This is a genomic window from Mesorhizobium sp. C120A, assembly GCF_030323105.1.
Classification (GTDB): Bacteria; Pseudomonadota; Alphaproteobacteria; order Rhizobiales; family Rhizobiaceae; genus Mesorhizobium.
In genome coordinates this window covers 4,342,674-4,369,169 of the sequence record NZ_CP100476.1, presented here as the reverse complement: position 1 = coordinate 4,369,169, position 26,496 = coordinate 4,342,674, and the positions used below count along the sequence as shown (strand labels likewise).

Annotated in this window: 25 protein-coding genes; 14 read left to right on the top strand and 11 right to left on the bottom strand. The window is 61.6% G+C overall.

The annotated features are described in order from the left end of the window. The first annotated feature begins 19 nt into the window (after nt 1–19). Together lon and NL532_RS21220 are read left to right on the top strand one after the other, a co-directional pair. Entirely contained in the window at nt 20–2,431 is a 2,412-nt protein-coding gene (gene lon / locus NL532_RS21225) for an endopeptidase La (RefSeq protein ID WP_023682304.1), read from the top strand. A 195-nt stretch (nt 2,432–2,626) separates the two neighbouring features. Continuing rightward, nucleotides 2,627–2,899, top strand: coding sequence for an HU family DNA-binding protein (locus NL532_RS21220; protein ID WP_023669423.1), 273 nt, complete (start codon nt 2,627–2,629; stop codon nt 2,897–2,899). A gap of 90 nt (nt 2,900–2,989) precedes the next feature. Here the strand turns inward: NL532_RS21220 and NL532_RS21215 are convergent, their stop codons facing one another. Further along, the gene (locus NL532_RS21215; RefSeq protein ID WP_023829448.1) at nt 2,990–4,012 is read right to left on the bottom strand and encodes an aldo/keto reductase; all 1,023 of its coding nucleotides are present in this window, start codon (nt 4,010–4,012) and stop codon (nt 2,990–2,992) included. Nucleotides 4,013–4,196: 184 nt separating this feature from the next. On the opposite strand from NL532_RS21215, the gene NL532_RS21210 reads away from it, so the two are divergent. Continuing rightward, nucleotides 4,197–4,763 (top strand): SIS domain-containing protein, encoded by a 567-nt coding sequence (locus NL532_RS21210; RefSeq protein ID WP_023829449.1) that lies wholly within the window; start codon nt 4,197–4,199, stop codon nt 4,761–4,763. A gap of 3 nt (nt 4,764–4,766) precedes the next feature. Then, nucleotides 4,767–5,510, top strand: coding sequence for a creatininase family protein (locus NL532_RS21205; RefSeq protein ID WP_023689463.1), 744 nt, complete (start codon nt 4,767–4,769; stop codon nt 5,508–5,510). Between the two features lie 233 nt (nt 5,511–5,743). On the opposite strand, the gene NL532_RS21200 is transcribed toward NL532_RS21205, so the two are convergent. The 3 genes from NL532_RS21200 to NL532_RS21190 form a co-directional block, all read right to left on the bottom strand. Continuing rightward, the gene (locus NL532_RS21200; RefSeq protein WP_023669427.1) at nt 5,744–6,661 is read right to left on the bottom strand and encodes a carbohydrate ABC transporter permease; all 918 of its coding nucleotides are present in this window, start codon (nt 6,659–6,661) and stop codon (nt 5,744–5,746) included. Between the two features lie 9 nt (nt 6,662–6,670). Further along, nucleotides 6,671–7,786, bottom strand: coding sequence for a carbohydrate ABC transporter permease (locus NL532_RS21195; RefSeq protein WP_023689462.1), 1,116 nt, complete (start codon nt 7,784–7,786; stop codon nt 6,671–6,673). Between the two features lie 98 nt (nt 7,787–7,884). Then, nucleotides 7,885–9,549: an ABC transporter substrate-binding protein gene (locus tag NL532_RS21190; protein WP_023669429.1), complete on the bottom strand. Its 1,665-nt coding sequence runs from the start codon at nt 9,547–9,549 to the stop codon at nt 7,885–7,887. 273 nt (nt 9,550–9,822) lie between these two features. On the opposite strand from NL532_RS21190, the gene NL532_RS21185 reads away from it, so the two are divergent. The 5 genes from NL532_RS21185 (at nt 9,823) to NL532_RS21165 (ending at nt 14,055) form a co-directional block, all read left to right on the top strand. Next, entirely contained in the window at nt 9,823–10,878 is a 1,056-nt protein-coding gene (locus NL532_RS21185; RefSeq protein ID WP_023689461.1) for an ABC transporter ATP-binding protein, read from the top strand. A gap of 41 nt (nt 10,879–10,919) precedes the next feature. Continuing rightward, nucleotides 10,920–11,372, top strand: coding sequence for an RbsD/FucU family protein (locus NL532_RS21180; RefSeq protein ID WP_023693301.1), 453 nt, complete (start codon nt 10,920–10,922; stop codon nt 11,370–11,372). A 4-nt stretch (nt 11,373–11,376) separates the two neighbouring features. After that, nucleotides 11,377–12,306, top strand: a complete 930-nt coding sequence (rbsK, locus tag NL532_RS21175) for a ribokinase (protein ID WP_023829450.1) — start codon at nt 11,377–11,379, stop codon at nt 12,304–12,306. Nucleotides 12,307–12,536: 230 nt separating this feature from the next. Further along, a complete protein-coding gene (locus tag NL532_RS21170; protein WP_023829451.1) occupies nt 12,537–13,289 on the top strand; it encodes an alpha/beta fold hydrolase in 753 nt (250 codons plus the stop codon). Nucleotides 13,290–13,419: 130 nt separating this feature from the next. Beyond that, a complete protein-coding gene (locus tag NL532_RS21165; protein WP_023829452.1) occupies nt 13,420–14,055 on the top strand; it encodes an SGNH/GDSL hydrolase family protein in 636 nt (211 codons plus the stop codon). 61 nt (nt 14,056–14,116) lie between these two features. Here NL532_RS21165 and NL532_RS21160 read toward each other — a convergent pair whose 3' ends face one another. Next, nucleotides 14,117–15,130 carry an NADP-dependent oxidoreductase gene (locus NL532_RS21160; protein ID WP_023829453.1) on the bottom strand — a complete coding sequence of 338 codons (1,014 nt, stop codon included), beginning with the start codon at nt 15,128–15,130 and terminating at the stop codon, nt 14,117–14,119. Nucleotides 15,131–15,222: 92 nt separating this feature from the next. Between NL532_RS21160 and NL532_RS21155 the strand changes: the two genes are divergently transcribed. The 5 genes from NL532_RS21155 to NL532_RS21135 all read left to right on the top strand — a co-directional run bounded on the left by NL532_RS21155 (nt 15,223) and on the right by NL532_RS21135 (nt 19,725). Beyond that, nucleotides 15,223–16,155, top strand: a complete 933-nt coding sequence (locus tag NL532_RS21155) for a LysR family transcriptional regulator (RefSeq protein WP_023829454.1) — start codon at nt 15,223–15,225, stop codon at nt 16,153–16,155. A gap of 194 nt (nt 16,156–16,349) precedes the next feature. After that, nucleotides 16,350–16,754, top strand: coding sequence for an MAPEG family protein (locus NL532_RS21150; protein ID WP_023682292.1), 405 nt, complete (start codon nt 16,350–16,352; stop codon nt 16,752–16,754). A gap of 142 nt (nt 16,755–16,896) precedes the next feature. Next, the gene (locus NL532_RS21145; protein ID WP_023819371.1) at nt 16,897–17,802 is read left to right on the top strand and encodes an SMP-30/gluconolactonase/LRE family protein; all 906 of its coding nucleotides are present in this window, start codon (nt 16,897–16,899) and stop codon (nt 17,800–17,802) included. 68 nt (nt 17,803–17,870) lie between these two features. Beyond that, nucleotides 17,871–19,043: an alpha-hydroxy acid oxidase gene (locus tag NL532_RS21140; RefSeq protein WP_155923837.1), complete on the top strand. Its 1,173-nt coding sequence runs from the start codon at nt 17,871–17,873 to the stop codon at nt 19,041–19,043. Further along, entirely contained in the window at nt 19,036–19,725 is a 690-nt protein-coding gene (locus NL532_RS21135; RefSeq protein WP_023715423.1) for an RraA family protein, read from the top strand. The genes NL532_RS21140 and NL532_RS21135 overlap by 8 nt, the downstream gene beginning before the upstream one ends. Nucleotides 19,726–19,738: 13 nt before the next feature. On the opposite strand, the gene NL532_RS21130 is transcribed toward NL532_RS21135, so the two are convergent. From NL532_RS21130 to NL532_RS21105, 6 genes are all read right to left on the bottom strand, one after another. Beyond that, nucleotides 19,739–20,692 (bottom strand): response regulator, encoded by a 954-nt coding sequence (locus NL532_RS21130; protein WP_023669440.1) that lies wholly within the window; start codon nt 20,690–20,692, stop codon nt 19,739–19,741. A 64-nt stretch (nt 20,693–20,756) separates the two neighbouring features. After that, nucleotides 20,757–21,776, bottom strand: coding sequence for a chemotaxis response regulator protein-glutamate methylesterase (locus tag NL532_RS21125; protein WP_023829456.1), 1,020 nt, complete (start codon nt 21,774–21,776; stop codon nt 20,757–20,759). A gap of 22 nt (nt 21,777–21,798) precedes the next feature. Further along, on the bottom strand, nt 21,799–24,072 hold the full coding sequence (locus NL532_RS21120; protein ID WP_023829457.1) for a hybrid sensor histidine kinase/response regulator: 2,274 nt from the start codon (nt 24,070–24,072) through the stop codon (nt 21,799–21,801). Then, nucleotides 24,069–24,773, bottom strand: a complete 705-nt coding sequence (locus tag NL532_RS21115) for a chemotaxis protein CheW (protein WP_023819373.1) — start codon at nt 24,771–24,773, stop codon at nt 24,069–24,071. Before NL532_RS21115 ends, NL532_RS21120 begins: the two co-directional genes overlap by 4 nt. Next, complete coding sequence (locus NL532_RS21110; protein WP_023829458.1) at nt 24,773–26,014, bottom strand: CheR family methyltransferase; 1,242 nt, start codon at nt 26,012–26,014, stop codon at nt 24,773–24,775. The genes NL532_RS21115 and NL532_RS21110 overlap by 1 nt, the downstream gene beginning before the upstream one ends. Continuing rightward, on the bottom strand, nt 26,011–26,478 hold the full coding sequence (locus NL532_RS21105) for a chemotaxis protein CheW (RefSeq protein ID WP_023829459.1): 468 nt from the start codon (nt 26,476–26,478) through the stop codon (nt 26,011–26,013). Before NL532_RS21105 ends, NL532_RS21110 begins: the two co-directional genes overlap by 4 nt. Nucleotides 26,479–26,496 lie beyond the last annotated feature (18 nt).

Here is a 26,496-nt window from a genome sequence, read left to right as displayed (position 1 = left end):
CGACATGAAAGGTTGGACAATGGCCAAAATATCCAAGGCTCCCAGCGACGGCGTCTTCGCAGTCCTCCCACTGCGCGACATCGTGGTGTTCCCGCACATGATCGTTCCGCTCTTTGTCGGGCGTGAAAAGTCGATCAAGGCGCTGGAAGAGGTTATGGGTCAGGAAAAGCAGATCCTGCTTGCCACCCAGATGAATGCCGCCGATGACGATCCCGAGCCCGATGCGATCTTCGACATCGGCACGCTCGCCAATGTGCTGCAATTGCTGAAGCTGCCCGACGGCACCGTCAAGGTGCTGGTCGAAGGCGCGTCGCGTGCCAAGATCGTCTCGTTCACCGACCGTCCGGACTTCCACGAAGCTACCGCCACGGCGCTGGTCGAGCCGGAGGAGGAAGAGGTCGAGGTCGAGGCGCTCGCCCGTTCGGTCGTCACCGACTTCGAAAACTACGTCAAGCTGAACAAGAAGATCTCGCCTGAAGTGGTGGGCGCCGCCAGCCAGATCGACGACTATTCCAAGCTCGCCGATACGGTTGCTTCGCACCTCGCCATCAAGATCCCCGAGAAGCAGGAGATGCTGGCCACGCTGTCCGTCAAGGAACGGCTGGAAAAGGCGATGGGCTTCATGGAAGCCGAAATCTCCGTCCTGCAGGTGGAGAAGCGCATCCGCTCGCGCGTCAAGCGCCAGATGGAGAAGACGCAGCGCGAATATTACCTCAACGAGCAGATGAAGGCGATCCAGAAGGAGCTCGGCGAAGGCGAGGACGGCCGCGACGAGGCCGCCGAGATCGAGGCGCGCATCAAGAAGACCAAGCTCTCCAAGGAGGCCCGCGAAAAGGCGGAAGCCGAGTTGAAGAAGCTGCGGACGATGTCGCCGATGTCGGCGGAATCGACCGTCGTGCGCAACTACCTCGACTGGATCCTGTCGATCCCGTGGGGCAAGAACTCCAAGGTCAAGCAGGACCTGGCGTTTGCGCAGAACGTGCTCGACACCGATCATTTCGGCCTCGACAAGGTCAAGGACCGCATCGTCGAGTATCTCGCCGTGCAAAGCCGCCAGAAGAAGCTGAAGGGGCCGATCCTGTGCCTCGTCGGCCCTCCCGGCGTCGGCAAGACCTCGCTCGGCAAGTCGATCGCCAAGGCGACCGGCCGCGAGTTCATCCGCATGGCGCTTGGCGGCGTGCGTGACGAGGCCGAGATCCGTGGCCACCGCCGCACCTATATCGGCTCGATGCCCGGCAAGGTCATCCAGTCGATGAAGAAGGCCAAGAAGTCCAACCCGCTCTTCCTGCTCGACGAGATCGACAAGATGGGCCAGGACTTCCGTGGCGATCCGTCATCGGCTTTGCTCGAGGTGCTCGATCCCGAGCAGAACTCGACGTTCATGGACCATTACCTCGAGGTCGAATACGACCTATCGAGCGTGATGTTCGTGACGACGGCGAACACACTGAACATCCCTGCGCCCCTGATGGACCGCATGGAGATCATCCGTATCGCCGGCTACACCGAGGACGAGAAGATCGAGATCGCCAAGCGTCACCTGATGCCCAAGGTGATCCGCGATCATGCCCTGCAGCCGAAGGAATTCTCCGTCGGCGAGGACGCGATCCGCGGCATCATCCAGACCTACACCCGTGAAGCGGGCGTCAGAAGCCTGGAGCGCGAGCTGATGAAGCTCGGGCGCAAGGCGGTGACCGAGATCCTGAAGACGAAGAAGAAGACGGTGAGCATCACGGCGGCGAACCTCGCCGATTACCTCGGTGTTCCGCGCTTCCGCTTCGGCCAGGTCGAGGCTGACGATCAGGTCGGTGTCGTCACCGGTCTTGCCTGGACGGAAGTCGGCGGCGAGCTGCTGACGGTCGAAGGCGTCATGATGCCCGGCAAGGGCCGCATGACGGTGACCGGCAATCTGCGCGACGTGATGAAGGAATCGATCTCGGCGGCGGCCTCTTATGTCCGCTCGCGGGCCATCGATTTCGGCATCGAGCCGCCGCTGTTCGACAAGCGTGACATCCACGTCCACTTGCCCGAAGGCGCCACGCCGAAGGACGGTCCGTCTGCAGGTGCTGCCATGGCGACGGCCATCGTATCTGTCATGACTGGTATTCCGGTCCGGGCCGATGTGGCGATGACTGGCGAGATAACGCTTCGCGGCCGCATCTTGCCGATCGGCGGCCTCAAGGAGAAACTGCTCGCCGCACTGCGCGGCGGCATCAAGAAGGTGCTGATCCCGGAAGACAACGCCAAGGATCTGGCGGAGATACCGGACAATGTGAAGAACGGTATGGAGATCATTCCGGTCTCACGTGTCGGCGAGGTTCTGAGGCACGCGCTGGTGCGCATGCCGGAGCCAATCGAGTGGGTCGAGCCAGTCAATCCGCCGGCTTCCACCGATACCGTTGACGATGCTGGAAAGTCGCTTGCACATTAGAAACTACTAAAGTTGCAGTGCACAAAGAGAGAGCCGGGCCTTGAGCCCGGCTTTTCATGTGAAAAACCCACCATTTCCGGGCTTTTTTCAACTTTTTTCCGGCTTTTTGACTTGGGTTTGCGAGCGCTTCTTTCTAAAGTCCCTCTCCTGCCGGATGAGTCGAAAGTTCCGGTTTTCTCATGGAAGGGAATTTTTATGAACAAGAACGAACTGGTTTCCGCTGTCGCTGAATCCGCGAGCATTTCGAAGGGTGACGCACAGTCGGCGGTTGAGGCGGTGTTCTCCGTCATCACTGGCGAACTGAAGAAGGGCGGCGATGTACGGCTCGTCGGCTTCGGAAATTTCACCGTCTCCAAGCGTGCGGCATCGACTGGCCGCAACCCGCAGACTGGCGCGGAAGTGAAGATTCCGGCGCGTACCGTGCCGAAGTTCTCGGCCGGCAAAGGCCTCAAGGACGCGGTCAACTAAAAATTTTTCAGAGAATGTTGAAAAGCCGGGTTCGCCCGGCTTTTCTTTTGCCTCGATGGCGGCAGGCCGTCAGCCCGCTGAGGCAGGCCGTTAGCCCACCGGCGCATCCGCGCGCATCAGGCCTTCCTGCTTGAGGTCCGCCCACAGCGCCGCGGGCAGCTTGGCATCGAGCAGGGTGCGGTTGCTTTCGACTTCACTCGGCCGCTGGCCGCCGGGGATGACCGACACCACGGAAGGGTGCAGCAGCGGAAACTGCAGCGCCGCCTCGATCAGCCTGACGCCATGGCGCTGGCAGACGGCCTCGATGCGCCCGACGCGTTCCATGATGTCCCTTGGCGCCTCGGAGTAATTGTAATAGGCGCCTGGCTTCGGCCCGGTCGCCAGGATGCCGGAATTGTAAGGACCGCCGAGAACGATGCCGATGCCGCGTTGCTCACAGAGCGGCAGGAAGGTGGCAAGCGCTTCCTGTTCCAGCAGCGTGTAGCGCCCGGCCAGCAGGAACAGGTCGAAGTCGCCACGCTCCGCCAGCGTCTGGCAAACCTCCCATTCGTTGATGCCGCCGCCGAAGGCCTTGATCACGCCCTGGTCGCGCAGCGCAACCAGTCCGTTGTAGCCCGAGGCCATGAATTCCTCGATGCGCTGGTCTGACGCCTCCTTGCTGCCATGGGTGAAGATGTCGAGGTCATGGACGAAAAGGATGTCGATGCGGTCGACGCCAAGCCGTTCCAGCGACGCCTCGAACGAGCGCATGACGCCGTCGTAGCTGTAGTCGTAGACCTCCTTGCGCGTCGGTGTGTCGAAGAACTTGCCGATGCCGGTTCGTTCCTCCGGCGGGCAGGCGCGCAACAGGCGACCGACCTTGCTCGACAGCACATAATCGTCGCGCTTCCTGCCGCGCAGGAAGGCATTGAGCCGTGTTTCGGCAAGGCCCAGGCCATAGAGCGGCGCGGTGTCGTAGTAACGGCAGCCGGTCGCCCACGCCGCCTCCAGCGTGGCGTTGGCATCCGCGTCGGGGACGGCGCGGTAAAGGTTGCCGAGCGGCGCGCTGCCGAAGCCAAGCTCGGTGAAGTCGAGGCCGCCATTGCCGATGCGGTCGAAATGCCGTGTCTTCATGTCGTGCTGATTTCCTGGATTGATTGTCTGACATGACACTGTCACGCCGCTGGCTCAGCAAAAGCCGCCATGGCCGTTGGACAGGCATTTTCGCGGTGATAGCATGAACAAAAACAAGCCTTTTTCCGAAAGCGCGCAACCCGAAATCACCGGCCACAAACCCAGCCGGACAGATGGGACTCTCATGACGAATGCCGGCTCGGATATGTTTTCGACCGCCCTGCAAGAGCTGGGCGCCGTACTGGCGCGCGTCGACGAAGCCGGCATCGACACCGCCTGCGAAACCCTGGCCCGCGCGCAAAAGATCGTCGTCTATGGCTGCGGCCGCGAGGCCTTGCAGCTCAAGGGTTTCGCCATGCGCCTCTATCACCTTGGCCTTGAGGTGTCGGTGGCCGGCGACATGAACACGCCACCGCTTCGCCCAGCCGATGTCTTCCTGGTCAGTTCCGGCCCGGGCGAGACGACGACGGTGCTTACCTTGATGCAAGTCGCCCGCCAGGCCGGCGCCACCGTGCTTTTGCTCACCGCCGAGGCAGGCAGTAGTGCGGTCGCGCTTGCCGACTTCACCTTGCTGATCCCGGCGCAGACCATGGCGCGTGACCAGGGGCCACAAAAGACATCGCTGCTGCCGATGGGCTCGGTCTTCGAAGGGGCGCTGTTCCTGCTGTTCGAGGTGATGGTGCTGAAGCTCAAGGCGCTGACCGGCCAGTCGTCCGAGGCCATGCGCACCCGCCACACCAACATGGAATAGATCATGCGCTACGAACTGATGTTGCCGCACCAGATCCGCAAGGCGATCGCCGAGAACTGGCCGGTCGCTCTCCCGCTCGGCGTGCTCGAATATCACGGCGAGCACATGGCTGTCGGCATGGACACGCTGGCCGTCGTCAAGACGCTGGAGCTCTACGAGAAGGAGGCCGACATCGTCATCCTGCCGGCTTTCTACTACGGTGCGGCGAGCTATGTGGTGGCAGCACCTGAAGGCAACGGCTCGGTGCAGGTCGGCGGCAACCAGCTGGCGCCGTTCGCCGAAGAATTGTTCTACAGCCTGCTGCGCATCGGCTTTCGTAACATCAACGCCATCATCCACCACCAGACCGAGAACTTTGCCGCCGGCATGCCGACCGATCTCGCCTTCAAGGCCGCCGGCCGCCAGGCGATTTTCCGCTTCCTCGAGAAGCAGCGCGGCGAGGGCTGGTGGGGCTCAGACGAGATGGCCGATTATTATGCCGGGCACGCCGCCGGCGAGAATTTCTTCAACTGGGTGCAGGTGCACCCGCTAATGTCGGCTGCCATGAACGGGAAGTATCCGTTCGATCACGCCGGTGTTGGCGAGACATCATTGATGCTGGCACTGTGTCCGGAAGCGGTCGATGCCGGGCGTTTTGGCGAGAATACCGCGTGGTATACGGCCAGTGCGCCGGAGGCCTCGGCGGAGCTAGGGCAGAAGGGCGTCGCGATGATCATGGATCACCTGAGGGCGATATTGGGGCGCTAGCAGACAAAGTCGCTCTGTAGCGATCCTTCACACCCCCTCTGTCCTGCCGGACATCTCCCCCGCAAGGGGGGAGATCAGATGTCATTTCCGCTTTCGCCAATCACCTACGTCGCAAGAAAAGCGATGCAGCCAAAGCTGCCGATCTCCCTCCTCGCGGGGGAGATGGCCGGCAGGCCAGAGGGGGGGTGCTGTCCCGCCGAGGTCAACAGTAGAGGGGCACGCCGCCTCTCGCCCTACTTCACCGCGCCCGCCGTCATGCCCATGATCAGATACCGCTCAAGCGCAATCCCGATGACCGCCAGCGGTGCGATCGCGGCGGTGGCAAGCGCCGCCATCGACCACCAGTTGATGCCTTGCGAGCCGGTCTGGCTCGCCACCATGACCGGGATGGTCTTGGCGTCGGTCGAGGTCAGCAGCGCGGCGAAAAAATACTCGTTCCAGCACAGCACCATCGCCAGGATGAAAGCGGCGACCATGCCCGGCAGCGCAATCGGCATGACGATGCGGAAAAAAGCGCCCCAGATCGAGAGGCCGTCGACCAGCGCTGCCTCCTCGAGCTCGACCGGGATCGAGTTGAACTGGTCGCGCATGATCCAGATGACGATCGGCAGCACCATCAGCGTGTAGAGCAGGATCAGGCCGATGCGTGTGTCGAGCAGACCGACTTCCCGGTAGAGCACCAGGAAGGGCAGGGCCAGCACCACCGGCGGCAGGATCAGCTGCGACAGGAAGAAGAAGGAGATGTCCTCGTTCTTGAACCAGGCGAACTGATAGCGGTAGCGGGTCAGCCCATAGGCGGCGAGGCTGCCGATGACGATGGCGAGGCTCGACGCGCCGACCGAGGTGATGACCGAATTCATGAAGCGCTTGAAAAACTCCTCGCGCACCGTCGAGGTCTGGAAGATCGAATCCGGCGACAGGCCGAGCGAGCGCCAGCCCTTCCAGTCCGGCTGGAAGTCGACGAACGGGATGAGGTGTCCTTGCGTGACGTCGACCGCGGTCTTGAACGAGGTGGTGATGGTCCAGTAGATCGGGAACAGGCAGATGAAGGCCCAGAACGCCAGCGCGCCATAGATGAAGATGCGATTGGCCAGAAAACCCAGCGGTGAGCGGATTTCCGAGGCAGCATAGTCGGTGGTCTGGACGCTCATTGTGCCTCGTCAGTTCACGTTGCGCACGAAGCGATTGGCGAATTTCAACAGCCAGGTCACGAACACGACGATGATGACGAGATAGGCCATCGCCAGCATGGTGCCGTAGCCGACATTCGAGCGGTCGCGGTATTCGCGGTAGATGAAGCTCGACACCGAATCGGTGGCGCCGCCAGGCCCGCCGGAGGTCACGGTGATGATGATGTCGGCGAGCTTCAACTTGAAGATGATGCGCAGGATCACCGCCGTGACCGACACCGGCAGCATCAGCGGGAAGGTGACCTGCCAGAAAGTCTGCCAGGGCGTGGCGCCATCGACGCGCGCCGCTTCCAGCACGTCGCGCGACATCGCCTGCAGGCCGGCAAGCAGCATGATCATCATGAACGGGATGAAGGTCCAGGCGTCGAGCACCATGATCGAGATGCGGGCGGTGATCGGGTTGGAGAAGAAGGCGGGGTTCTCCCAGCCGAGATGGCGCGCCAGCGTCGCCGCCGGCCCGAAACGGTACTCCATCAGCGATTTGCCGATCATCCAGGATACCGCGACCGGCGACAGCATCAGCGGCATCAGGAAGACGACTCGGAAGAATTTGCGCGCCCGGATCTGCGCGTTGAGCAGCAGCGCCAGGCCGAAGGCAATCACATACTCAACCAGCACGGCGAGCACATAAAGCACCATGTTGAACAGCGCGTTGCGGTAGTAGGGATCGGCCAGCATCTGCCAGAAATTGTCGAGCCCGTTGAACTTGCGGCCGGAAAAGGACGACAGGTTCCAGTCGGTCAGCGCGATATAGAAGCCGAACAGCGTCGGGAAGATCACCATGGCGATGGTGAACAGCAGCGCCGGCAGCAGGAACAGCGCGCGCTGGCCGTCCTCGCCGCGCGTCAGCACCTGGCCGATGCCGAGCGCCACGCCCCACAGAACATAGGCGTAGACGATCGGACGCCAGGTCTCGAAGCCGAGCGTGGTGATCTCGTTCTTGTAGAGGATCTCAAACGCGATCACCGCCAGCAGGCCAAGCGTGGCGGCCGCCATCAGGGCAAAACCCGCCCGCTTGCGGGCCGGCGAGATCAGATCGGCTGGGCCGGCGTTGGCCGGCCATGCATTGGTGGTCTGGTCTGCCACGCGTCCCCGTCCGTTTAAAAAATCAAGCCTGCGACCGGCCCGAGCCGGTCAGGTCCGGCGGCTTGCACCGCCGGACCTGTTGTCACGATAGGATCAGCCTACACGCCGAGCGAGGCCTTGTAGAGCTTGATCTGGTTTTCGCGGCCGATCTGGTCGGTCAGCTTCTCCCAGGCCGCGGCAATGGCGTCGGCGCCTTCCTGCGCCTTCATCTTGCCGGCGAATGTGTTGGCCAGAATGTCCTCGGCAGCCGAATAATACTGGAAGATGCCGGGGATGCGCGGCTCGATCGCCGCGTTCGGATGGTTGTAGCTGTCGGCTTCCGACTTCAGATACGAGGTGATGAACGCCTCGTCGTAGCCTGCCGCCACCCATTCGGGAATGTCGAAATGCGAGTTGCGGTAGGGCTGGAAGCCGGACGGATACATCGCCGTCCAGATTGACAGGTCCTTGCCGCCGAGATGAGCGGCGGCCGACCATGCCGCTTTTTTCTTCTTTTCGTCAGTATCGACGCGGGCCATGACGTAGACGCCCCAGCCGAGATAGGCGCAGTTCGGCGCATAGTTCGGGCCGCTGGCGAGTTTGTCCCAGGCGCCGGTCTTGGCATTGTAGACGTCGTCGGACCCCGGCAGGATCGAGAAGCCGGTGACGTCGCCGATGACCGAGCTATCGTTGGTCTTGACGTTGGAGCCGACGTCGCCCCACCAGGTGACCATCGAACCGGTGCCGGCCAGGAACTGCTGGAAGGCTGTCGTGTTCGGGTCGGCGTTGATCTGGTCGGCGGGCTCCGACGGCAGCGCGTCGATGACGTCCTGGATGGCGCGCACCCAGGCCGGATTGTTGATGCGCGGCTTCATCGTGTCGGCATCGAACAGCCAGGCCTTGTCGTCGGGATGCTTGGCATAGGCGGTGGCGCGGCTGCCGAGGAAGTAGAAGCCGAAACCGCCCCAGGCCTTGGGCGCATCGAGATAGCCGAAGACGTCCTGGTCCTTGAACTTCTTGCCCTTGAGGAATTTTGTGACGGCCTGGACTTCCTGCCAGGTCTTCGGCACACCCCATTCGGTGGCCGCGCCGCCGTCCTTCCACGCCTTGGCGAGGTCGGCATCGGCAAAAACGTCGGTGCGGTAATTGAAGTTGTGCGCATCGCCATCGACGGTGATCCGGTACTGCTTGCCGTCCCAGGTGCCGACCGGCGGCTGCAGATAGGCCACGACATCCTTCATGTCGATCTGCTCTTTGACCCAGTCGGGCATCTCGGACGTCAGGCCCTTGCCGCAGACATCGCCTTCGAAGGGCGCGCCCATCTCGATGATGTCGAAGTCGACGGTGCCGGTGGCGATCGACTGCTGCAGGCGGGCATTGTAGTCGGCCTGCGCCAGGTCGATCCAGCTGATCTTGGCGCCGGTATAGGCCTCCCACGGCTTCAGGAAGCCGCGGAACAGCACATTGTGCAGGTTCTGGTTGTTGAGGCCCATGAAGGTGAGCTCGACGCCGGCGAATTCGCCTTCCTTGACGTTGGCCTTGGTGGCTTCCAGGCAGAGTTCGCCGACCTTCTGGAAATCGGCATCCGTCGGCTGACCCTTGCCGACGCCGGGGATCTGCAGAATTTTGGAGCGTAGCTCGCTGGCGGCTTCAGCCGGGCGGGTGAAAGCGCCGAGCCCAGCACCCGATGCGGCGGCGATCGCGGCCATCGAGGCCGCGCCTTTGAGTATGTCACGCCGGGTGGCACCCGCGCGGACGAGTTTTTCGTACAGACCGACTCTCATCTATTCCTCCCAGAACAACAGTCGTGAATTAAAATGCCAATCCCTCCGACGCCGAAACGTCGGCGGTTCTCCTTTATCATACGGGGACGTGGGACCCCACCCTGCGTCGCCTGGAGCTCCGATTTTCGGATAAAAATCCGACTGCCGGATTGGCAACAGCCAATATTTGCGTAATCGATTACCTTGTCAACACGAATGGCTTTTTATCGATAACATACCGACTTGCCCTTGCCGTTGGCAATGGCTAGCTTCACCGCGAGAAAAGGGGGGACGATGGCTCAAGTCGCGATCAGCAATGTGGCCAAGGCGTTCGGAACCGTCAAGGTCCTGCACGAGGTCAGCGTCGATATCGCCGATGGCCAGTTCGTGGTGCTGGTCGGCCCGTCGGGCTGCGGCAAGTCCACGCTGCTCAGGATGGTGGCCGGGCTGGAGACCGTGTCCGGCGGCACGATCGCCATTGGCGAGCGCATCGTCAACAATCTGCCGCCGGCCAAGCGCGACATCGCCATGGTGTTCCAGAACTACGCGCTCTATCCGCACAAGACGGTGGAGCAGAACATGGCGTTTGCGCTGAAGCTGCGCAAGACCGATCCGGCCGTGGTCGCCGAGCGGGTCAAGCGCGCCGCCGACATTCTCGACCTCAATCCGTACCTGAAACGTTATCCGCGCCAGCTATCCGGCGGCCAGCGCCAGCGCGTCGCCATGGGCCGCGCCATCGTGCGCAATCCGCAAGTCTTCCTGTTCGACGAGCCGCTCTCCAATCTCGACGCCAAGCTGCGCGTGCAAATGCGCACCGAGATCAAGGAACTGCACCAGCGGCTGAAGACCACCACCATCTACGTCACCCACGACCAGATCGAGGCCATGACCATGGCCGACAAGATCGTCGTCATGCGCGATGGCCGTATCGAGCAGGTCGGCGCGCCATTGGAATTGTTCGACCGGCCGGCCAATCTGTTTGTCGCCGGCTTCATCGGCTCGCCGTCGATGAACCTGCTCAAAGGCGTGGTGCGCAAGGGCGACAAGGTCGAGATAGCAGGCACGCTGTTCCCGGTCGCGGCCGGCAGCGCCGCCAAGGAGGGCCAGGCCGTGGTCTATGGCGTGCGGCCCGAGCATCTCGAAATCCATCCCGACGGCGTGCCGGCAAAGATCTCGGTGGTCGAACCCACGGGTTCCGAAACGCTGGTCTTCGTGCGCTTCGGCGACAGCGGCGAGATGGTGGCGCTGTTTCGCGAGCGCCACGACTTCAAGCCCGGCGACACGCTCAATCTCAAGCCGCGCCTCGACCAGGTCCATCTCTTCGACGCCGAGACCGGCAACCGGCTCTGATTTCCAATCGACTTTGACCAAACTGTTTGACGAGGACTGCCATGCTCAAAGGGATCAACCCATTGCTCAATGCCGATGTGCTCCAAGCGCTCAGGGCAATGGGACACGGCGACGATCTGATCATCGCCGACACCAATTTCCCCGCCGATTCGGTGGCAAAGCAGACCGTGCTCGGCAAGCTGCTGCGCATCGATGCGCCGGCGGCCGATGTCGCCAAGGCGGTGCTGTCGCTCTATCCGCTCGACACTTTCGTCGACGACGCGGCCGCGCGCATGGAGATCGTCGGCAAGCCGGACGAGATCCCGCCGGTGCAAAAAGAGGTGCAGAAGGAGATCGACAAGGCGGAAGGCAAGGCCTGGCCGATGATCTCGGTCGAGCGCTATGCCTTCTACGAGCGCGCCAAGAAAGCCTATTGCGTCATCCAGACCGGCGAGCGCCGCTTCTATGGCTGCTTCGCCTTTCGCAAGGGCGTCGTGCCGCCGGACGCCGAGTAGGGCCATGGCGTCGGGCAAACCTGTCGTCATTCTGGGCGTTTTCGTCGCCGACACCGCCTACCGCGCCGATCGACAGCCGCGCATGGGTGAAACCATTCTTGGTAATTCCTTCAAGCTGGGACCGGGCGGCAAGGGCTCGAACCAGGCGGTGGCGGCAGGCAAGCTCGGCGCGGACGTCACCTTCCTGACCCGGCTTGGCGTCGATGCTTTCGCCGACATGGCCAAGGCGACCTGGGCAGAGGCGAGCGTCAAATCCGCCGTCATAGAGACGCCGCAAAGCTATACCGGCGCGGCCTATATCTTCATCGAGGAGACAACCGGCAACAACGCCATCATCGTCAGCCCGGGTGCGGCGATGCTGATCTCGTCTGAAGACATCGAGGCCAATGCCGGCCTGATCCGTGGAGCCGGCGTCTTCGTCACCCAGCTCGAACAGCCGATCGACGCGGCACTGCGCGCACTCGAGATCGCGCGCGGGGCAGGGGTGACCACCATCCTCAATCCGGCGCCGGCAGCAAAACTGCCGGACCGCATCTATACGCTTTGCGACTATGTCACCCCCAATGAGACCGAGGCCGAGGAACTGACCGGCATCAAGGTCGCCTCCATCGACGACGCCCGCCGCGCCGCCGACAGCCTGCTACAAAAGGGCGTCGGCTCGGTCATCGTCACGCTCGGCGAAAAAGGCGCGCTGCTGCACACGGCGAACCGTTCCGACCATGTTCCCGTGGTCAGTGCTGGCCCGGTGGTTGAAACCACTGGTGCGGGTGATGCCTTCAATGGTGGCCTGGCCGCAGCACTCGCCAAAGGCGTGGAGCCGCTGCAAGCCGTCCGCTTCGCCTGCGCCGTCGCCGGCATTTCGGTGACGCGGCCGGGTACGGCGCCATCCATGCCGACGCTGCATGAGGTCGAGGCGCTGCTGGCCGAGGGGTGAGGTCGTTGCGGGAGAGATCGAGTTCAGATCCGACCGGATCTGAATTGCCTCATGCAAGACCATGATTCTAGACGATTATGTCACATTTCTCCTGAGGAGAAATGGCGCGAGTGACGGGGCTCGAACCCGCGACCTCCGGCGTGACAGGCCGGCGAAAACGCCTGATTAATCAACGAATGGTTTCAATTCCTCACGCTCTCGAATTTGCGGGAAAAGCGCGAAATTGAAACTTGCTTATCAGAACTCGGCGCCTCTGGAGACGGCAGATCGATGAGCTCGCTTCCGCCGGATTCCGGGTCATCGTTCCCGACCAGCGGGGCTACAACACCAGTGACAAGCCGAAAGCCATCCGTGAATACACGCTCCCCAAGCTCGTCGGCGATGTCGTTGCCATCGCCGACGCGCTCGGCATCGGAAGGTTTCACCTCGTCGGTCATGACTGGGGCGGTATCGTCGCCTGGGCGGCAGGCGCAAAGCTGTCGCACCGCCTGGAAAGGCTCGTCATCCTGAACGCGCCCCACCCCGAGGTGCTGCTTGCCCATTCCTTGCGATCTCCGACCAAGTTCCTGCGGAGCAGCTATGCGGCCTTCTTCCAGTTCCCCTTGCTGCCGGAGGCTGTTCTGGGAGCAGGGCACTCGGCTCTGCTGGCACGGGCGCTCATCAAATCCAGCCGAACAGATGCCTTCACGGCGGAGGAAATCGCAGAGTATCGGCAGGCCTGGGGACGGCCGGGGGCGCTGACCGGCATGCTCAACTGGTATCGGGCGCTGCGCTTCCGCCCAAGCCTGAAGCAGCGGATCACGACACCGACCCTTGTACTGTGGGGGATGCAGGACCAAGCTCCGGAATATGGCCTGGCCGAGCGCAGTCTGGCCCTTTGCAACGATCGGGGCCTGCAGACGTTCGAGAAGGCGACGCATTGGGTACAGCGCGAAGAGGCCAGCGCGGTGAATGCCGCGCTTCTGGCGTTCCTGGACGGCTGAGATGCCGTTCCGTTCTGCAGGTGGCCTGACTCGCCGTGATCTCCTGACCGTGCTCGCTGCCGCAGTCACAACCCACCACCTTACCTCCTCTGCTGATGCAGCATTGGCAGAGGCCTCAACGGAGCATCCGATGCCACACGTCGTCCTTCTCGGGGATTCGATCTTTGACAACGCTGCCTATGTCGCGCGCGGGCCTGACGTAGTGCGGCAGCTGCGGGAGCGCTTGCCGGAGGGGTGGCGTGCAACGCTAAACGCCGTCGACGGCGCCGTCACAAGCGGCGTCGAGCGGCAGCTTGAACGGCTCCCCCAGGATGCTAGCCATCTTGTCGTCAGCGTCGGTGGCAATGATGCTCTTCGTCATGCAGGGATTCTGGAGCAGGGGGCCCGTTCGGTGGCCGAGGTTCTGGACAGGATCAGCGATATCCGGGAGGAATTCGAGCACGACTACTGTACGATGCTCGAGGGGGCGCTGGGCCAAAACCTACCCACCGCTGTCTGCACGATCTACGAGGCGCGCTTTCCCGACCCACAGCGTCGTAGACTTGCCGCAACTGCCCTGACGGTCCTCAACGACGTCATCACCCGGGCGGCGTTCTCGCGCGGTTTGCCGCTCGTCGACCTGCGCTTGGTATCGAATGAGGACGCGGACTTCGCCAATCCTATCGAACCGTCAGTGCAAGGCGGCGCGAAGATCGCGGCAGCCATCGCGGCACTTGTAGTCGAGCACGATTCAGCCGGACGTCGGTCGGTGGTCTTCGTCGGCTAAACGGCGTAATCCCGCCCGATCGTCTGCACTCCCGATGGTCGGTCGGACTGAAAGCAACAATTCAGACGGCCAGCACGATCTTGCCTTGAATACTGCCGTCGGCGGCGCGCTCATGTGCGCGCGATGCCTCGGCCAGCGGGAATGTGCTGTCGATGACGACACGCACAAGGCCGTCGTCGATCAGGCGGGCGGCTTTTGCCAACTGCGCGCCATTGGATCGAACCTGTGTGGATGAGACCGTGATCCCCAGCCTCTCTGTCTCTTCGTGACCAGCGAAGCCCAGTGGGTTGACCAGGAACAGCGCGCCGCCCGGCTTCAGAACATGGAAGAAGCGCTCCATGTCCGCGCCGCCCACCGCGTCGAGGACAAGGTCGACGTCTCGGACGACATCTTCCGCCGCGGTTGTCTTGTAGTCGATGAATTGATCCACGCCGAGATCGCGCATCAGCGCCTCGTTCTTGGCCGATGTCACCGCGATGACGCGCGCGCACCGCCATTTCGCCAACTGGACGGCCAGATGCCCGACACCGCCTCCGGCACCATTGATGAGCACCGTCTTGCCGTCGAGGGGCACCGGCTCATGCGGTAAGGGCTGGAACGGATTCGGCTCGTCGTGGCCAAGTTCGATCAAGAACTGCCATGCCGTCAGAAGCGACATCGGCGCACCAGCCGCATGAATATGGTCGATGCCGGCTGGTTTCAACGCAACATGCGATGCCGGCACACTGACATAATGCGCGTAGGCATTGCTACCCGTCATCAAGTTATCGGGGAAGCGAACCATTGCGTAGACCTCGTCACCGATGCTGAACTCAGCGACGTCAGCGCCAACCGCTTCAATGACGCCCGACACGTCCGTGCCGAGAATCAGTGGGAAGGACGCGTTGGGTCGCCATTCTGGCGGCAGTGCGCGATAGCCATCCCGCAGATACCAGTCGGGCGGATTAAGCCCGGCCGCCTGGACTCGGACAAGCACCTCGCCGGGCTTCACACCCGGCCTAGGCGCGTCTTCGTACACCAGCATCTCGGGACCACCGAATGCGTGCAGACGGACTGCCTTCATCTTATCGCTCATTGGTGAAATCTCCGCTCATCCATGTCATTGGAGCGAATCTAGCGGCATGACCGCCGGTTGATAATCGGTGCCGATGGCGGTTAAGTAATGCCATGGTGGAACATATCACTTTGGATCGGCTCACTGGCATCATCGCCTTCGCGCGTGCGGGATCGCTGGGCAGCTACACGGCAGCGGCGCGCGCGCTGTCGATTTCCCCTTCGGCGGTCAGCAAGAGCGTCCAGCGGCTCGAGCGGCATTTAGGAGTGTCGCTGTTTACCCGTACAACGCGCTCGCTCACCTTCACGCCCGAAGGGCGCGACCTGCATGAGCGCGCGCTGCGTCTGCTACGCGAGGCGGAGGAAATAGAGCAGGCGGCAATGACCGCGCGCTCCGAACCATCGGGCACGTTGCGCGTGGCCGCGTCGCTGCCGATCGGACTGCATCTGATCGCTCCGGCTTTACCGGCTTTCCGTCGGCTCCATTCGAACCTGATCGTCGATCTCAGGCTGGGTGACCAGATGGTGGACATGATCGAGGAAGGGATCGATGTCGCCATACGCATCGGTGATCTGGCTGACACCCGGCTACTATCACGCAAGATCGCACCCCATCGGCTTTGCTGCTTCGCCTCGCCAGCCTATCTCGAGGAACGCGGCACACCGACCCATCCCGATCACCTGGAAGGGCACGACACCGTCAACCTTCGATATCAGAGCACAGGCCAGGCCTTTCGCTGGCCCTTCCGGATTGGCGACCGTGAAATTGAGATCGTGCCCAATTCCGGTGTGGTCGCCGATGCCAGCGATGCCGTGCTCATCATGCTGGCAGCCGGCGGTGGGATAGGCATAGGCGCCTCCTTCATGGCGGCTCCCTATGTGAAGCGCGGCGAACTGATCCCAGTGCTGTCCACGTTCGCGGTCGAGCGAAACAATGTCACCGTGCTCTGGCCGGCAAGCCGACGCGCCAACCCCGCCGTGCGCGCCTTTCTGACCATGCTCGACGCCGCTTTCACTCTGCGAATGGCAGCTTCAAGCATCGACTGATCTGGCGCGGAAGGGTCGCTAAAGGGCGAAAGCGGTCAATCCTGCTGATTGGCTGAACGGCAGCTATTCCGGGCACAACGTCCAAAAGCTGCTATTCCGTTTCGGCCCCACTACAGGCCGCCCCTCCTCGTCGAATAGCATTAGACTAGTTGCTCGGCTACAACGACCTAGAGTGCTAGCAACGGGGAGGGCACATGTCGGCGAGTGCTTACGCATTGACTGGCTTCATCTCGTGGGCGCTGGCCCTGCTGATCGTGATGGAAGTTATCCGGAGCTACCTGGTGATCTCTGGGCAAGTCCCGGCAAACGGCTTTACGCCAGATAACGGAGCCCTCTCCCCGTTTATGCGGAGGTTAGCCCGTGCCCACGCCAACTGCATTGAAGGGCTTCCAATCTTCGGAGGTCTGCTCGGAGTCGCGATCATCATTTCAAAGACAGATGTCACGGATCCCTTGGCCTCCACGATGTTAGGCGCACGTATAGTGCAGTCGGTGATCCACCTCGTCTCAACCAGCCAACTCGCGGTCAGTCTCAGGTTCACCGCGTTCGCTGTGCAAATGGTGATTGGTGCGTATTGGTGCTGGTTGCTGTTGATCTGAAGAGTGGCGGAGCCCCGACGCAAAAGTGGGCCACCTAACGCGCACGTCAGTCTAGTTATCTTTCGAGTCGCCGGGTCATGTGACCGCCAGGCTGGATTATGCTCAACAAATCTTGATAGGCTGCCGTTCTGGGGGTCGCACGATGAACGAGGTTGAAAAGCTGGCCGTCGAGGTTGTCGCGACCGGCCTTGGCTGGCCCGAGGGCCCGACGGTGCTGCCCGATGGCCGAATTGTCATCGTCGAAAGCTATCGAAGCCAGCTGACGGCCATAGATCGCGACGGAAGTGCTCGCCAATTAGCGTATGTTGCCGGAGCGCCCAACGCCTGTGTTCTTGGATCGGATGACCTGCTCTATGTCTGCCAAAACGGCGGCACGACCGGACCTTGGCGGGCCGCGGAGATGACGACACCATCCATCCAGCGGGTTGCCGAAGGCGGAAAGCCGGAAATCCTGCTAAGCGAAGTCGCAGGCATTCGGCTCAATGGTCCAAACGATCTTGTATTTGCTGCTGACGGCCGGCTTATCTTTAGCGATCCCGGCACATACAACCCGGGGAACCCGGACCCCAGCTACATCTTTGCCGTCAACCCCGACGGCAGTGCGTACCTTGCTCTCGGTTTCGACAAGCCGACGTTCCCCAATGGTGTGGCGATCGAAGCCGACGGCTCGATCATTTGGGGGGAGTCCTATACGGGTCGCGTCAAGCGGCAGCGTCCGGATGGTTGCGTCGAAGACCTGGGCCGCTTGCCTGGGGCCAATCCGATCCCGGACGGGCTGAAGGTCGGAGCCGATGGCCGCCTTTATGTCACGGATATTGCCGCCAACGGCATTCACGTTCTGAAGCCCAACGGGACAGCGGAGGGTTTCTTCGTCTGCGGCAAGGCAACGACCAACTGCGTCTTCTCGGGCGAGATGCTTTGGGTGACAAATGCCGGCGTGCTGGCGACCGGCAGCGATCCCTCCTTTGAGGGAACACTCTCCTGCGTGCGTGTTCCGGGAGGCGGTGGACCGACGCATCATGGTCGCATCGGCGGAAAGCAACCGTGAGTAGCTCCTCGTCCGCCTCAAACACAGGCGATGACCGCGGTGCCGGCGGTGCGGCATCGTCTGCTTCGATGGCGGCGTTGAAGCGCCTGTACAGCGTGGCCGCGGTCCGCGTCGCCGCGCGGCGGACTTTGCCACGCCCGGTGTTCGACTTCGCCGATGGCGGTGCCGAGGATGAGCGAACGCTGCGCCGGAACGAGCAAGCTTTTAACGAGGTTGCCATTCTGCCGCGACCACTCAACGGTGCAACGACGCGAGACCTTTCCCTTGACCTCTTCGGCGCGAAACTTGCCATCCCGCTGGGCATCGCGCCAACCGGCCTGGCTGGGCTGTTCTGGCCCGACGGCGAGCGCGCAGCCGCCCGAGCCGCAGCGGCCGCAGGGACATTCTACTGCGCCAGCCACGGATCCGTCTGCACGCTGGAGGATATAGCAGCCACCGGAAGTAGCCCACGGTGGATGCAGGTGTTCGTCTATACCGATCGCGGCTTCACCCGAGAAATGGTGGATCGGGCGCGTGCCTCAAGCTACGACGCGCTGGTGCTCACCATCGACAACCAGATGCTTGGCAACCGTGAACGCGACATCCGCAACGGTTTTGCCATCCCGCCGCGCTTCGGTTTGGCCGGAACCCTCGCGGCCGCCACCAAGGCGGCGTGGCTTGTTCGTATGCGCACCCGACTCCCGAAACTGACCTTCGGCAACTACGCGCGCCCCGGGGATACGGCGACGGTCGGTGCATTGGCGGGCCGCATGGCCGCAATGCTCGATCCCGGACTCTCCTGGGCCGATGTCGACTGGCTGCGCACTGTCTGGTCCGGACCGTTGTTGCTGAAAGGCGTCCTGCATCCCAGCGAAGCCGCGGAGGCTGTAGCGCGGGGAATCGACGGCATCATCGTATCCAATCATGGGGGCCGTCAGCTTGACGGCGCCGCCGCATCGCTGGACGCGTTGACGGCGGTTGTCGCGGCTGTCGTAGGCCGCATACCGGTGCTTATCGATGGCGGCATCAGGCGAGGCTCCGACGTCGTCAAGGCGCTGGCGCTCGGCGCCTCGTGCTGTCTGATCGGGCGGCCGCAGTTGTGGGGGCTCGCGGTCGCCGGCGAGGAGGGGGTACGCCACGTGCTCGAACTCTACCGCAAGGAGATCGACCGCGTCATGGGACTGATGGGCGCGCGGAGCCTGCGCGACCTCGGGCCGGACTGTATTTCGTTCGTTCAGGGAATGGGGCCGCTACATGATTGAAGACCCACCACTGCTCACCATCAAGCGCCGTTTCGAACGGCCCGCAGCAGAAATCATCAGTGCTTTTGCGGGCGTGCCGGTTAGCCAGGTCGTAGACGCGATGGGGGGACGCGGCGCCTTGCATTATGCGATCAAGCCACTGTCGCCAGCTACTGCGACGATGGTCGGCGTCGCCGTGACCTGTCACTGCGGCCCCGCCGACAACCTCGCCCTGTTTGGAGCACTGGATGCCGCAGCAAGTGGCGACGTCATCGTCGCTTCCACCGACAGCTTTGCCGGTACGGCGGTAACTGGCGATCTCGTGCTCGGCATGGCGCGCAACAAGGGCGTCGCCGGCTTCATCACTGATGGCCTCGTGCGCGACGTTGTCGGGATCGAGGCTGTCGGGTTGCCGGTCTACTGTGCCGGGGTCATTGCGAATTCGCCTGCGCGCAATGGTCCAGGCACGGTCGGATTCCCGGTGGTGCTTGGAGGAGTGACTATCTCGCCGGGAGACATACTGGTCGGCGACCGGGACGGTATCGCCGTGGTCCCCCGCCTGGAGGCTGAGACTGTGCTGGCGCGGCTCGCCGCCATCAGGGCGTCCGAGCAGGCACTTGATGCGCTCGTGCGCCAAGGTCTTGAAGTGCCCGACTTTGCCAAGGTCGTCCTCAAATCGAACAGGGCGCGCTTCGTTGACTGAGATGTGAGCTTCTCTAGCTGCGGGACATATGAAGCGCAACACGATTTCGTCCTTCCGATTTGGCACGAAACAGAGCCAAATCGGCGGCATTGACGAAATCGTTTGGCGTCTCGTTCTCGGTGGGCACCGCTGTTGCGACGCCGACGCTGATGGTCACGCGATCCGGGCCGTGGGGTATGTTCAACTCCCGCACGCTCTGGACGAGCCGCTCGGCGATCGCACTGGATTGTTCCAGTATAGTGTCGACCAACACGATGACGAACTCTTCGCCTCCGTACCGCGCAGCGAGATCGGTGGAGCGGCCGGAACCGCTCTGGATTACGCGGGCGATTTGCTTGAGCACATCGTCGCCGGCCATATGGCCATAGGTATCGTTGTATCGTTTGAAGTTGTCGGCATCGATCATCAACAGCGACAGTGGGGACTGTGCGCGAAAAGCGCGTTTCCATTCAGCCGCCAGATATTCGTCAAAATAGCGCCTGTTGCCGAGACCCGTCAGGCCATCGATCCGCGTCAGACGTTCAAGCTCTAGATTTGCACTGATCAGCTGTCGCTGGCTTTCCCTCAGCGCTCGGTGTGCCGAGTCTCGCTGGACGTGATCCAGATAGGCCCGCGTGTGATATCGAATGCGTGCAATCAACTCGATACGATCCGGCAGTTTGACGAGATAGTCGTTCGCGCCCGCAGCGAAGGCTTCGCCCTTGGTGGCTGGATCTTCCTTGCTCGACAGCACAATGACTGGCACCGCGCGTGTCGACGCATGCTTCCTGTATTCTCGCACCAGATGCAGCCCATCGACCCCTGGCATCACGAGATCCTGCAGGATAACGGTTGGCTTTACCTCATCCGCGACCGTCATCGCTCTCAACGGGTCGGTGCAGAAGTGTAAGGAAATATCGGGCTCGTTGGCTAGAGCGCGCCTGACCGCCTCGCAAACCATGATCTGATCATCGATGAGCAGAACCATGGATGAATAGTTATCTGCGAGTGGCGGGACCAACTCTGGTTCTTGCGTCATCGGAAGGGGCCTTTCACGTGGAGCGCTCGCAGGCTTCGATTATACGTGAGCCGATCGCACCCAAAGGAAGAATATCAACAGCCGCGCCGATGTCGGCGGCGGCCTTCGGCATGCCATAGACGGCACTGGTTGCTCTATCCTGCGCGATTGTGAGATGCCCCTTGTCACGGAGCTGTCTCAGCCCGCGCGCACCATCCCTGCCCATGCCTGTGAGCAGAACACCAATCACCGGGCCAGGCCACCATTGCGCCGCACTTTCGAAGAACACATCTACGGACGGCCGATAAACATTGTCCTTGGGGCTGGGCGTATAGCCAAGTTGCTGAGCTGACTTGAAAACCAGATGATCCGTAGAACTGGCAACGAGAACGGTGCCCGCTTGAGGGCTATCCCTTTCCCCCGCCGGACGGATCGGGAGACGCGTATGCTGCCCTAGCCAATCAACAAGGCCTGGAACGAACTGAGCATCGAGATGCTGGACGAGCACAATCGCGCCGCCAAAATCAACGGGAAACGCGCTCAGGACTGCGGCAACGGCAGCCGGCCCGCCCGCAGAGGCGCCGATTGCTATCAGGCGTCGAGTTGACGGCTCAGCCGCACGTGACATCCGCCTTTTTGCCTGGGTAGGCGCATCGCCGATCAGCTTGCCTATCGTTAGTATCTTGTTCGTCAAAAGCCGGGCGGATTGCGAGGATGCGTTGCCTTCGATGCCCACTGACGGAATATCGACTGCGTCAAGCGCGCCATGACCCATTGCTTCGTAGACGCCGGCGAGGTTGGCTTCGATACTGGCGGTCACCAGCAAGATTGAGCACGGGGTTTCCGCCATGATTCTGCGGGTCGCTTCCACGCCGTCCATCTCTGGCATCGCTAGATCCATGAGTATCAGATCCGGCAGATCACGTCTGCAGACCTCGACCGCCTCACGCCCATTAGTCGCGATCCACGCGACCTGATGTTCGCCGGTCAACAGAACCAGTCGACGCAGAAGTTCAACCGCCATCGGCATGTCGTTAACTACGCCGATTCTCATTCGCTGGCTTCCAATCTCGATCTCATTCAGCCGCCTCGCCAATCATGTCCACGACGGCATGGATCAGCGCCTCGTCCTGAAAACTACTCTTGGTCAGATAATAGTCCGCACCTGCGTCGAGCCCGCGCGCGCGATCTTCTTCCCGATCCTTGTATGAAACGATCATAATGGGTGTGTTCTTGAGATCAGCATCCTTTCTGATCAAACTCACCAGCTCGATGCCATCCATGCGAGGCATATCGATGTCGGTGACGACGAGATCGAAAGGACCAGACCGGACGGCATTCCACCCGTCCATGCCGTCTACCGCCACTTCGACCTCATAACCGTAATTGCCGAGCATCTTGCGCTGGAGTTCGCGAACCGTCAGTGAATCGTCAATCACGAGCACGCGCTTGCGCCTGCTCGCTTCGGGACCGCCCGCGGCGCGCCGAAGAGCTCGAAATCCGCTGGACGATGCAAGCTTTTCCACCGATCGGATCAGATCGTCGACGTCGAAGATCAGAACAGGCGAACCGTCTTCCATCAGGGCCGCTGCGCTGATGTCCTTGATCTTGGCAAACCGTGGATCGAGAGGTCTGATCACTAACTCGCGTTCCCCGAGAAAACGGTCAACGATCAGGCCGTACGCATCGCCCCGACCCGCATCCACGACGACGACCGATAGTTCGTTCGGTTCCGATCCGGGCTCACCTCGATCGAGCACCTCGCGAGCGGTGACCAGCCCGATCTGTCGATCGTTCAATCGAAAATGCGGCCGGCCCTGCAGGACGTTGATCTCCGTCCGTTGCAGTTTCAAAGTCTTGGAAATGGCAGCGAGTGGAAAAGCATAGGGCTCTCCATCGACATCGACGAGCAGCGTGCGGAGGACCGACAGTGTCAGCGGCAATTGCAGTTGAAATCGGGTTCCGTGGCCAAATTCTGAGGAGACGCTTGCGACTCCCCGGACTTCCTTCGTCATGGCTTGCACTGCATCGAGCCCCACACCGCGACCTGAGACGTCGGTAAGGCCCGCTTTCATGGAAAAGCCTGGCAGAAACAGAAACGCGAGCAATTCGCTTTCGCTGAGTGTTTCAGCACTTTCCCTGGTTGCAAGTTGCCGGGCGACGACGGCCTCGCGCAGCTTCGAGAGCTCTATCCCCCTGCCGTCGTCCACCACGGCTATCTGCAGCAGCCCGGCATTGTGCCTCGCTTCGAGCCTGATGAGCCCCTCTTCGGGTTTGCCCATCGCGAGGCGCTCCTCAGGCGGTTCAAGCCCATGGTCTACAGCGTTGCGCAGAAGGTGCCCCAAAGGGGCATCGAGCTGCTCGAGGATATCGCGGTCGATGCCGGTCGAGCCGCCTACGATCTCCAGTCGCACCCGCTTGCCAAGGGCACGACCGAGGTCGCGGATCATTCTCGCATAGTGTCGCACGCCGTCCTCAAAAGGCCGCATCCGGCTCGCCAACGTTTCGTCGTACAATCTGTTGGCAAGATCGGTCGCTTTCCGATCCACTGAATCCAACTCATCGAAACGCTCCGCCAGGAACGCTTGGCTCAACCGAAGCTTTCGCTGCGCTTCAGCCAGCGCCTCCACCACCGCCGCATCGTTTGAAACCGGCGGCAGCACTGCATGGAGATTGTCGAACGCACTTGCGAGGTCCGATTGAAGTCGCTTCAGCCGTAGCAGCCCGTCAGCGAATGGCCTGAGCCGCCGAGCTTCCATCAGCGACTCGCCAGCCAGCCCGAGCAATCGGTTCAGGCTGTCTGCCGTCACCCGAACCATTCTATCAGAGCCGATGCTGCCGTGGGCTTGCGGTACCGCCGCAACGAGGAGGTTCGCGGAAGAGCTCGTCGTCAGTTGCTCCTGGGCATGATCTGGAGTTGCGAAATCAGCTGCAGAATCTTGGGGCCCGGGCTTTGCCTGGGGGAGGGACAACCCCTCGAACTTCGCGAGAAAGGTTTCGACTTCTGAGTTGGCGCTCTCGCTCGATGATCCCGATGCGATCAATTTCAAAAGGTCAGAACCTTGCAGAAGCGCATCTATATGCTCCCGTCGCACCCTCAGATGCCCGCGTTGCGCTGCGACCAGGCAGTCTTCCATCGCATTTGCAACTTTGACTGCGGGCATCAGGTCGATGATGCGGGCAGCTCCTTTCAGAGAATGCGCGGCACGCATGCATGCTTCCAGGGCGTCGGCGGCGATAGGATCGCGTTCGAGTGCCAGAAGTCCAGAGGTTAGAGCCCGTGACTGCGTCTCCAGTTCGGCCTGGAAGAGGCTGAGCATCGAAACCTGGCTGAAGTCTTCATCTGTCATGCGATGCTCCGATCCAGCATCGTGAGCAGTTGTCGTGGATCGAGACAGCCAACGGCTCGTCCTTGCCATGGCAGCACGGCAACCGTAGCGGCCGACAGTGCCTTGCCAATCATGGCCGGAACAGCGAGAGTGTCGCGTTCCTGGTACCGATGTAAGCCGTGGATCTCATCAACCATAAAAGCAACCCGCTTGTCGCGCTCGCCTACCACGACAAGGCGGCGAAATACCTTGGTTCGTGTGCCTTGTTCCCCTTCCTTGCGCTCGTCTATCCCGAGCAATTCGGCCAGGGACAGGCAAATGAGCAATTCACCACGGACATTCGCAATGCCGAGCAGTGCACTGTTCCTGCGATGTGGAAGTGAATGAACGCGACGAGATTCAGCCACTTCATGAAAAATACCGACCGGAAGTGCCAGCCATTCCTCCCCCAAACGGAAGAGAACGGCCGTCTGCAGCGCGTCGCTGTCTGCCGAATCGATCCCTGCACGACCAGCGTTGTCAGGCCATTCGTCGCGAGATGCCGAGGGAGCTGCACGGTCGAGGAGGCGTCGTGCGATCTTCTTGTAGGTCGGGCAATTGCGGCAGTGGAGATGCTGCTCTAGTAGCGGACATGACTTGTCACCCCGTACGCCTATTTGCCGCCAGCAGTCGTTGATTTCGATCTCCTCCACCGGCTGAGCGATCCTTGTCGAAGCCGCCATCAACTGCCGCTCCTTTTCTGGACCCGACCCAGCCGGCCGGCCAGCGCCTCGGCGCCGTTATGGTCGCCTTGCTTGCTAAGCAGCAAGGCCAGATGGACAAGAGCTTCTCGATGATTTGGCGCGAGATAGAGCGCCTTGCGATAACTTTGCGCGGCTTCGGGTGCAGAACCATCCGCATCCTGGACGAGGCCCAGCAGGTAGAAGATTTCTGCGGAAGGACCGAACTCCCTGAGATGCGCCAGGGCGACCTCCTGTGCCTCCTTTACGCGTCCTGCATTGGCGATCCGTTCAACCGCGATGAGGCTTTCCGAGGCGTGTGCAAGCGGCTTGGCCGGAGCCTGCCCGCGGCCTTCATTGCCAATTGTCGGTCGGAACGGACGAAGAGGCTCGCTCTTGTTGACCTTAGGGCTTGGCGTCCGCACCGGGACGGCGGCCGAAACCTTTGGCGCCGTGGTCTTGACGGGCTCCGATTTCAGAAAGGCGAAGGCCAATGGCCATTCAGCGGAAAGAAAGCCATGCACCCTTGGAAGAGCTGCTTCCGCCGGACCGACCAGAAGAAGTCCGTCTTTGGCCAGCAAGTCCTTCAGGCAGATCAATGCGCGATCCTGCAGCTCTCGATTGAAATAGATCAGCAAATTGCGGCAAAGCAGGATGTCATAGACCTCTTGCCCGAAAGGCGCGTGAGAACCGAACAGGTTTCCTACCATGAACCGAACCTGTTTCAGCACCCCAGCAACAGGCCGCAACCCGCCCTCGGCCGCTTCGAAATAGCGATCCTTGAATTCTAAATGGCTGCCGCGAAACGAATTGCGGCCATAGATGGCGTGTTCAGCCGTCGCGATATTGCGGCTGCTGACGTCCACGCCATCGATCTTGAACTCATGCGCCTCAAAGCCGGCATCGAACATGGCCATGGCGACCGAGTAAGCCTCTTCGCCGGTTGAACATGGCAGGCTCAGGATTCTTAGCGGCTGAGCAGGCTTGTGCGCGCTCGCATGCCGCGCCAGCATCGTGAACGCTTCTCGGTCACGAAAGAACCAGGTCTCTGGGATCACCACCGCATTGATCAGCTCCTGCAGCTCCTGCGAGGAACCGGCCAAGTGTTGCCTATAGGCCTGAGGGTTGGTTATCCGGCATGCTTCCATCCGTTCTCTGACCGCCTGACGAACCACTGTCGGACCAACGCTGGCACTGTCCAGTCCAATGGTTTCCGTCAGGAGCTTTTCTATTGCTCCGGTCATTGATCACCTATTGCCGCCTGGCGGAGCAAAGCGGTACGAATCTCTTCCGAAAGCAGCGCTTCCACTTTGACCCACTGAATGACCTCCAAACCATCGGAAGCCACCGGCCCAAGATAGGGCGGGGTTCCTGGTTCCAGTCCGAACGGCGCGAAATCGGCCGGGTCTCGCTCGATCGTATCCGTCACCCGTTCCGCGATCAGCCCCAGCAGGCGTCGCTCGCCATCATCCGCCGGATAGCGCGTCACAACGATCCGGGTGCTCAACAGGCGCTCCGATGGTCGGCCAAGCGCAAGAAGGGTGACATCGATCAGGGGGATGGGTATTCCGTTATAGCTGACCAAACCCACCACACCAGTTGGCGCACCCGGAAGAACTTTCACGTCGATATAGGGCAGCACCTCTTCAATTTTGTGGACATCGATCAAGTAGCGATCCGGACCCATGCTGAAGGCGAGGAATAGCATTGTCACCTCCTACTGCCG